Annotated in this window: 7 protein-coding genes; 3 read left to right on the forward strand and 4 right to left on the reverse strand. The window is 49.4% G+C overall.

Annotation, left to right across the window (positions count from 1 at the left end; translation table 11 throughout):
* Window positions 1-14 precede the first annotated feature (14 nt).
* Window positions 15-2,801: a DNA polymerase I gene (polA, locus tag AC07NP_RS13750; protein WP_494660805.1), complete on the reverse strand. Its 2,787-nt coding sequence runs from the start codon at window positions 2,799-2,801 to the stop codon at window positions 15-17.
* A gap of 363 nt (window positions 2,802-3,164) precedes the next feature.
* Here polA and yihG point away from each other — a divergent pair, with 363 nt between their 5' ends.
* The gene (gene yihG / locus AC07NP_RS13755; protein WP_203359427.1) at window positions 3,165-4,100 is read left to right on the forward strand and encodes a 1-acylglycerol-3-phosphate O-acyltransferase, YihG family; all 936 of its coding nucleotides are present in this window, start codon (window positions 3,165-3,167) and stop codon (window positions 4,098-4,100) included.
* A 12-nt stretch (window positions 4,101-4,112) separates the two neighbouring features.
* On the opposite strand, the gene dsbA is transcribed toward yihG, so the two are convergent.
* From dsbA to AC07NP_RS13770, 3 genes are all read right to left on the reverse strand, one after another.
* Complete coding sequence (gene dsbA / locus AC07NP_RS13760) at window positions 4,113-4,736, reverse strand: thiol:disulfide interchange protein DsbA (RefSeq protein WP_203359428.1); 624 nt, start codon at window positions 4,734-4,736, stop codon at window positions 4,113-4,115.
* A gap of 25 nt (window positions 4,737-4,761) precedes the next feature.
* Window positions 4,762-5,748, reverse strand: a complete 987-nt coding sequence (locus AC07NP_RS13765; RefSeq protein WP_494660806.1) for a serine/threonine protein kinase — start codon at window positions 5,746-5,748, stop codon at window positions 4,762-4,764.
* Window positions 5,749-5,824: 76 nt separating this feature from the next.
* Window positions 5,825-6,094: a YihD family protein gene (locus tag AC07NP_RS13770; RefSeq protein ID WP_042325406.1), complete on the reverse strand. Its 270-nt coding sequence runs from the start codon at window positions 6,092-6,094 to the stop codon at window positions 5,825-5,827.
* A gap of 69 nt (window positions 6,095-6,163) precedes the next feature.
* Here AC07NP_RS13770 and mobA point away from each other — a divergent pair, with 69 nt between their 5' ends.
* A complete protein-coding gene (mobA, locus tag AC07NP_RS13775; protein ID WP_494660807.1) occupies window positions 6,164-6,748 on the forward strand; it encodes a molybdenum cofactor guanylyltransferase MobA in 585 nt (194 codons plus the stop codon).
* The gene (gene mobB / locus AC07NP_RS13780; RefSeq protein ID WP_494660808.1) at window positions 6,730-7,251 is read left to right on the forward strand and encodes a molybdopterin-guanine dinucleotide biosynthesis protein MobB; all 522 of its coding nucleotides are present in this window, start codon (window positions 6,730-6,732) and stop codon (window positions 7,249-7,251) included. Before mobA ends, mobB begins: the two co-directional genes overlap by 19 nt.
* The last annotated feature ends 218 nt before the right edge of the window (window positions 7,252-7,469 follow it).

Here is a 7,469-nt window from a genome sequence, read left to right on the forward strand (position 1 = left end):
TGTTCAGTAAACCCTTAGTGCGCTTGATCCCAATTTTCACCGCTTCCCACTTCCACCAGCAGCGGCACATCAATGTGCGTACAGTTTTCCATTAATTGATGGATCTTTTTCGATACGGCATCGAGATCATCTTTGTGCACTTCAAACACCAGTTCATCGTGTACTTGCATGATCATGCGCACTCGAGGTTGCTCGGTTTGCAGCCAGTCATCAACGGCAATCATCGCACGTTTGATGATATCTGCTGCCGTTCCCTGCATCGGTGCGTTGATCGCCGCACGTTCAGCGCCTGCACGCCGCGCAGCATTGCTCGACTTGATGTCTGGTAAGTAAAGACGACGCCCTTCCAGAGTTTCAACGAATCCCTGCTCTTTGGCCTGTGCTCGCGTGCGCTCCATATACTCCAGCACGCCAGGGTACCGTTCGAAGTACAAATCCATATACTTCTGCGCTTCTTTACGCGGAATGTTCAGCTGGCGCGCAAGCCCGAACGCGCTCATGCCGTAGATCAGACCAAAGTTAATGGCTTTTGCGCTACGACGCTGCTCACCCGTTACGCTCTCCAACGGCAGACCAAAGACTTCTGCTGCTGTTGCGCGGTGAATATCTTTTCCTTGTGCAAAAGCGGTTAACAGCCCTTTGTCTCGCGAGAGATGCGCCATAATACGCAGCTCGATTTGCGAGTAATCCGCCGAGACAATCAGATAATCCTGGGGCGGAATAAAGGCCTGACGGATACGGCGGCCTTCGTCGTTACGTACTGGAATATTTTGCAGGTTTGGATCGGTTGATGATAAACGACCTGTTGCAGTTACCGCCTGATGATAAGAGGTATGCACGCGTCCGGTTTTCGGGTTGATCATCAGCGGCAGCTTATCGGTGTAGGTCGATTTCAGCTTCGCCAGACCGCGATACTCCAGGATCACCTTTGGCAACGGGTAGTCTAATGCCAGCTCTTCCAGTACCTCTTCCGACGTTGACGGCGCGCCGCCCGGCGTTTTCTTCAGCGGCTTAATTCCCTGTTTTTCAAACAGAATCGTTTGCAGCTGTTTTGTGGAGGAGAGATTAAACGCTTCTCCCGCGATCTCATGCGCCTTTTGTTCCAGCGCCGTCAGGCGTAACGACAGCTCTTCCGAATGGTTGTGCAACACGGCGGGATCGATCTTCACACCGTTACGCTCAACACGAGACAGCACTGGCACCAGCGGCATTTCGATGTTTTCAAAGACATTCAGCGGCCCTTTGTGCTTCTGCAGTTCTGGCCACATTTTCAGATGCAGTTGCAGGGTGACGTCGGCGTCTTCTGCGGCATAACGTCCGGCTTCTTCCAGAGCAATCTGGTTAAACGTCAGCTGGTTTTTACCTTTGCCGGCAATCTCTTCGAATGTGATCGTTTTATGTTTCAACCAACGATCGGACAGGCTGTCCATGTCGTGTCGGCCTGCAACGCTATTCAGGATGTAAGACTCCAGCATCGTATCGAAAGCGATACCGCGCAGCTCAATGCCATAGTTTTGCAATACGCCACGGTCGTACTTCAGGTTTTGCCCAACCTTACGGGCACCCTCATCTTCCAGTAGCGGTTTTAGCAGTTCCAGTGCGCGGTCGCGGGCTACCTGATCAGGCGCATCAAGATAATCATGAGCAACGGGAACGTAAGCCGCCACACCCGGTTCAATGGCGAATGAGAGACCCACCAGATTTGCAGAGTGGTTATCGAGACTGTCGGTTTCGGTATCAAATGCAAAGACTGGCGCTTTTTTCAGTTTTTCAATCCAGCTTTCCAGCGTGGCTTCGTCCAATATCGTCACATAGTTTTCATAAGAGAGTGCCGCCACCGGTTCTTCAGGCGTTTCGTCAGCCACGATGGTTTCTTGCGGTTTTGCCGCGGGCTTTGCGCCTTTCGCTTGTAGCCATTTCCCGGCTTCAACATCGACAATCCAGCGCTTAAATTCGTACTTTTTAAACAGATCCACTAGCGTGTCTGCGGCAGGCTGCTGTACGTTAAGTTGTTCGCAGGTCAGTTCCAGTTCGACATCGGTTTTGATCGTCGCCAGCTTATAAGAGAGATACGCCACATCTTTATTCTGCTCGAGCTTCGCTGCCATGGTTTTCGCACCACGGAAAGTCAGGCCGGCAATTTTATCTGTTTCTGCATACAACGTATCAAGACCACCCAGCCCCTGCAGCAAAGCCTGCGCGGTTTTTTCGCCGACACCCGGAACGCCCGGAATGTTATCGGAGGAGTCACCCATCAGGGCCAGGAAGTCGATGATCAACTCAGGCGGGACACCGTACTTATTCACCACCTCATCCGGGCCAAGAATCGTATTGGTCATGGTGTTGATAAGCGTAACGTTCGGCGTCACTAACTGGGCCATGTCCTTATCGCCAGTACTGATGAGTACCGGGCGACCGACTTTTTCCGCTTCACGCGCCAGCGTACCGATAACATCATCCGCTTCAACACCGGAAACCGCCAACAACGGCAAGCCCATCGCTTTTACCATTGCATGCAGAGGTTCGATCTGCGCCCGCAGATCGTCAGGCATCGGCGGACGATGAGATTTGTAATGCTCGAACAATTCATCACGGAAGGTTTTACCCTTAGCATCAAATACCACGGCGGCGTGCGTCGGCTGATACTGCATAATCAGGCTGCGCAGCATATTAAGAACGCCGTACATCGCACCCGTTGGTTCCCCCGCACCATTCGTCAGTGGCGGGAACGCGTGATATGCGCGATAGAGATAAGATGAACCATCTACAAGGATAAGGGGGTTTTCTGGGATCTGAACCATAATGTCCGTGCCTGTTTATCAGATTATGGATAAAGGATGCCACAGACAGGATGAAAACATGAGTTTTTCACCGTATTTGTCGTAAAACTTTTGCAGATCTTCTGGATCTCTCGCAAAGTAAATTGTGGATAACTTTGTGCATAAATAATTTAATTTAGTTTATCTCAGGCATAATGCTTTAAATATCATAACTTTTATTCATGTTTTTCATTATGTTAGACAGAAGCGCAGAGATTTATTCTTAAAATGATACCGATATCAGGATGTGGATAGATATAGTTAACTTTTCTATTCCTCGAAGACCCATTATTTGGTCCGTTTTCTGATAAAATCTGCCCCTTGCGTGTCTTTAGCGCACTATTTATGGCTAACCTTTTGAATAATTTAATTATGACGAGAATACTCGCTGCGATAACGCTTTTGCTGAGTATCGTATTGACCATTTTGGTCACGATTTTATGTTCTGTACCGATCATTATCGCCGGAATCGTGAAACTCCTTTTGCCCATTCCTTTCGTCTGGCGCAAGGTTTCCGTCTTCTGCAATTTCATGATGTTTTGCTGGTGTGAAGGTCTCGCACTGCTCCTGCATCTCAACCCATGGCTAAAGTGGGACGTAGAAGGACTGGAGGGGCTGAACAAGAAAAACTGGTATCTGCTCATTTGTAATCATTACAGCTGGGCGGATATTGTTGTGCTTTGCGTCCTGTTCCGTAAGCACATCCCCATGAATAAATATTTTCTCAAACAGCAACTGGCTTGGGTACCGTTCATTGGTCTGGCATGCTGGGCGCTGGATATGCCCTTTATGAAACGTTACTCGCGCAGCTATCTACTGCGCCACCCTGAGCAACGTGGCAAGGATGTGGAAACCACCCGACGCTCCTGCGAGAAGTTTCGTGCGCATCCAACGACCATTGTGAATTTCGTCGAAGGCTCACGGTTTACCGATGAGAAGCACCAGCAGACGCGATCACCTTACAAAAACTTGTTGCCTCCCAAAGCGGCCGGTATTGCTATGGCGTTGAACGTCCTGGGATCGCAATTTGATAAGTTGCTCAATGTCACGCTGTGCTATCCGGAAAACAGCCGTCGTCCCTTCTACGACATGTTGAGTGGCAAACTGACCCGTATCGTCGTACGTGTAAACCTGGAGCCTGTTCAGGAAGAATTGCACGGCGATTATGTTAATGACAAAGGATTTAAACGCCGCTTTCAGCTTTGGTTGAATACGCTGTGGGTTCAGAAAGATGAACTGATAGAAGAGATTAAAGCATCAAATAAAAACGCCGGTCAGTGACCGGCGTTTTCGTTATTTCTTTTCAACCAGGTGTTTTACAGTATCAGCGTACTGTTGCACGAAGATATCCATACTGCTGGTATCCATCCCTTGCGGGTTAATCTGATATTTACCGTTGACGAACATCGCTGGCACGCCCTGAAGCTGCAGGTCAGCAGCGGCTTTCTCCTGCTGCGCAACCAGTGATTTCACCACAAAGCTGTTCCATGCAGCATCGTAATCTTCACCTTTGATCCCCGCATCAACGAAGACTTTGCGAATGTCCGCGACAGACTGGACGGTTTGCAGTTTCTGCACACCTTCAAACATCGGAACGGTGATTTTGTCTTCCACACCCAGCGCCATCGCAACTGCCCATGCCTGCGTCAGATCCTTGCCCAACGGCCCCAGGAACTCAACGTGGTATTTGGTCATCTTCACGCCTTCCGGCAGTTTTTTCTTCACGTTTTCAGAAACATGAAGAACCTCTTCAAACTGATAGCAATGCGGGCAGTAGAACGAGAAAAACTCTAAAACCTGAGGCTCGCCAGCAATCGGTTTTTCCAGCGTGATGTATTGTTTGCCATCACTGAACTGCGCTGCCGATGCGCTAAATGCTAAAACCATACCAGCCAGCGCCAGCCAAATCTTTTTCATGTAATCTCTCTCCTGATGTGTTCGATTAATACATTGGCGTTAATTGTAAAGGGGGCTCCTGCAGCGTTTTTGTCTGCGCGATAAAAGTCGCCGTTTGCTGCAGCCAGTAATCTTCCCCGGTGAGCCATGGGAAGTTTTTGGGAAATGCAGGATCAGCCCAACGACGCATAAGCCAGGCAAGATAATAAACTAAACGCATGGCGCGTAAAGGTTCAATCAGTCCGAGTTCAGAGGTATCAAATTCACTCACCTCTTCATAAGCCTCAATGATCGTCTCAAGCTGCATCCGCTGCTCTGCTTTATCGCCATTTAGCAACATCCAGAGATCCTGCACGGCAGGTCCATTGCGGGCATCGTCTAAATCGACAAACAACGGACCGTCACGCCAGAGAATATTTCCTGCATGGCAATCGCCATGTAAGCGTAGTGTGTCAAAACGGGTATGCCATCTTTCGGTAACAGCAGAAATGAGCCCATCGGTTGCTTTCAGAAAAGCGTCCCTTTGGCCTGACGGAATAAGCGGCGCATCTTCGAATAACTTACGAGGTTCGAAGAGATATTCTTCGAGGCCTATTGTCGGCCGGGAAGCAAAAGGTCGTTTACGTCCGGTCTGGTGCAAACGGCCAAGATAGCGGCCTACGGCTTCCATTTGATCAATGTTGTCGGCTTCAAACTGCCTGCCGCCGACACTGGGAAAGATCGCGTAGTGGAAACCCTCGTGGTTTAGCAACGTCTGGTCGTTAAACACAATGGGAGCCGCAACCGGAACCTCATCGTTGACCAACTCTAACGCAAACTGGTGTTCTTCCAGTATTTGATCCACAGACCAACGCTCAGGACGGTAAAACTTAACGACAAAACGTCGACGGTCTTCGTCCTGAAATTGATAGACGCGGTTTTCATAACTGTTGAGCGGGGTAAGACCGGAATCCACCCGGATCCCCTGTTCAAACAGTGCATCCACGATGGTATCCGGGTGTAGTGTCTGGAAAGTAAAAGCGCTGTCGTTCATCCCATCATCCGGAAAATACTACGAATAATTCAGGATATCATTTCATAACGCTTTTCGTGGAGTCACTTACAAGGTTTTACTCTTTAATAACACCACGTGCGCGTAATAACGCCGTTTTGAAATCTTCTTCATAATCTTTTTGAATCCCAGGGATCACGGCATCTTTTGCTGAGTCACGCATTTTCAGGTGATAGATCAGAATGTCGTCAGTTAAATCCGCCAGCTCACCGTCAAAACCTGACTCTTTCGCCAGTTTCTGCAAAAATTGCATCAGGTTAAGATCGGGTTCTTTCTGCCAGGCTGGCTGCAGGAGTTCGATAACTTCATTCAGGCGTTTACATTTCATGGTTGTGCTCCTTACTCTTGATATAGATACGTTAGCAGGGTCAATCCCACAATAAAAGAGGCGATATCAGTGAATCTGGATAGTGCAATAACGGGGGTTGTACTGGCGGGAGGTAAAGCTCGCCGAATGGGCGGGGCCGACAAAGGTTTACTTGAACTGGACGGCAAACCTCTCTGGAAACACGTTGCCGATAACCTTTTATCGCAACTTGAAACTGTTGTGATTAATGCCAATCGCCATCGAGATATTTACCAAAAAAGTGGTCTGCGAGTGATCCCCGATTCGCTCGCCGATTTTCCGGGTCCATTGGCGGGCATGCTTTCCGTTTTTCTGCAGGAAAAAGGCGACTGGTTTCTGTTTTGTCCCTGTGACACACCGTATATTCCTCGCGATCTGGTTGCGCGTTTAAAGGCCCAAAGCAGCGATGCAGCCGTAGTGTGGGTCCATGATGGCGAGCGGGATCACCCTACTATCGCTTTGGTAAACCGCTCAGTACAACCTTTTCTACAGGATTACCTCCAGTCCGGCGAGCGACGAGTAATGGTCTTTATGCGTCTTGCCGGTGGGCATGCTGTCGATTTTAGTGACCAAAAAGACGCATTTGTTAATGTGAATACCCCTGAAGAACTTGCCAGATGGCAGGAGAAACGATGATCCCACTACTTGCCATTGCCGCATGGAGCGGTACGGGGAAAACCACACTGCTCAAAAAATTGATCCCGGAGCTGTGCGCCAGAGGGATTCGTCCGGGACTGATTAAGCACACCCACCACAATATGGATGTCGACAAACCCGGTAAGGACAGCTATGAGCTACGCAAAGCTGGTGCCGCACAAACTCTGGTTGCCAGCCAACAGCGTTGGGCACTCATGACTGAAACACCGGATGAAGAGGAACTGGATCTCGCATTTCTGGCCAGCAGAATGGATGCCTCAAAGTTGGATTTGATTCTGGTAGAAGGGTTTAAGCATGAGGACATCGCGAAGATTGTGTTGTTTCGCGAGGGAACCGGGCGCACTCAGGAAGAACTGGTGATTGATGCACATGTGATTGCCGTCGCCAGCGATGTGCCGTTGAGGATTGATGTTCCGCTATTAGATATCAATGACGTTGGTCAACTCACTGATTTCATTGAGCAATGGATGCGGAGTTTATGAGCCGTGCTATTTGGATTGCCTGATGGCGCTGCGCTTATCAGGCCTACAAGTCGGATATGGACTGATAAAATCTACTCAATCCGGCATTTCCCCGGACCGCAGACGCAAAAAGCCCATCCGTCAGGATGGGCTTTTTGCTTATTTGATGCCTGGCAGTTCCCTACTCTCGCATGGGGAGACCCCACACTACCATCGGCGCTACGGCGTTTCACTTCTGA

Source organism: Citrobacter sp. GW821-FHT07H02 (genome assembly GCF_059418505.1).

Excerpts from the sequence above, each read along its gene's own strand:
- polA (WP_494660805.1), bottom strand. The coding sequence starts at position 2,801 with ATGGTTCAGATCCCAGAAAACCCCCTTATCCTTGTAGATGGTTCATCT.
- yihG (WP_203359427.1), top strand. The coding sequence starts at position 3,165 with ATGGCTAACCTTTTGAATAATTTAATTATGACGAGAATACTCGCTGCG.
- dsbA (WP_203359428.1), bottom strand. The coding sequence starts at position 4,736 with ATGAAAAAGATTTGGCTGGCGCTGGCTGGTATGGTTTTAGCATTTAGC.
- AC07NP_RS13765 (WP_494660806.1), bottom strand. The coding sequence starts at position 5,748 with ATGAACGACAGCGCTTTTACTTTCCAGACACTACACCCGGATACCATC.
- AC07NP_RS13770 (WP_042325406.1), bottom strand. The coding sequence starts at position 6,094 with ATGAAATGTAAACGCCTGAATGAAGTTATCGAACTCCTGCAGCCAGCC.
- mobB (WP_494660808.1), top strand. The coding sequence starts at position 6,730 with ATGGCAGGAGAAACGATGATCCCACTACTTGCCATTGCCGCATGGAGC.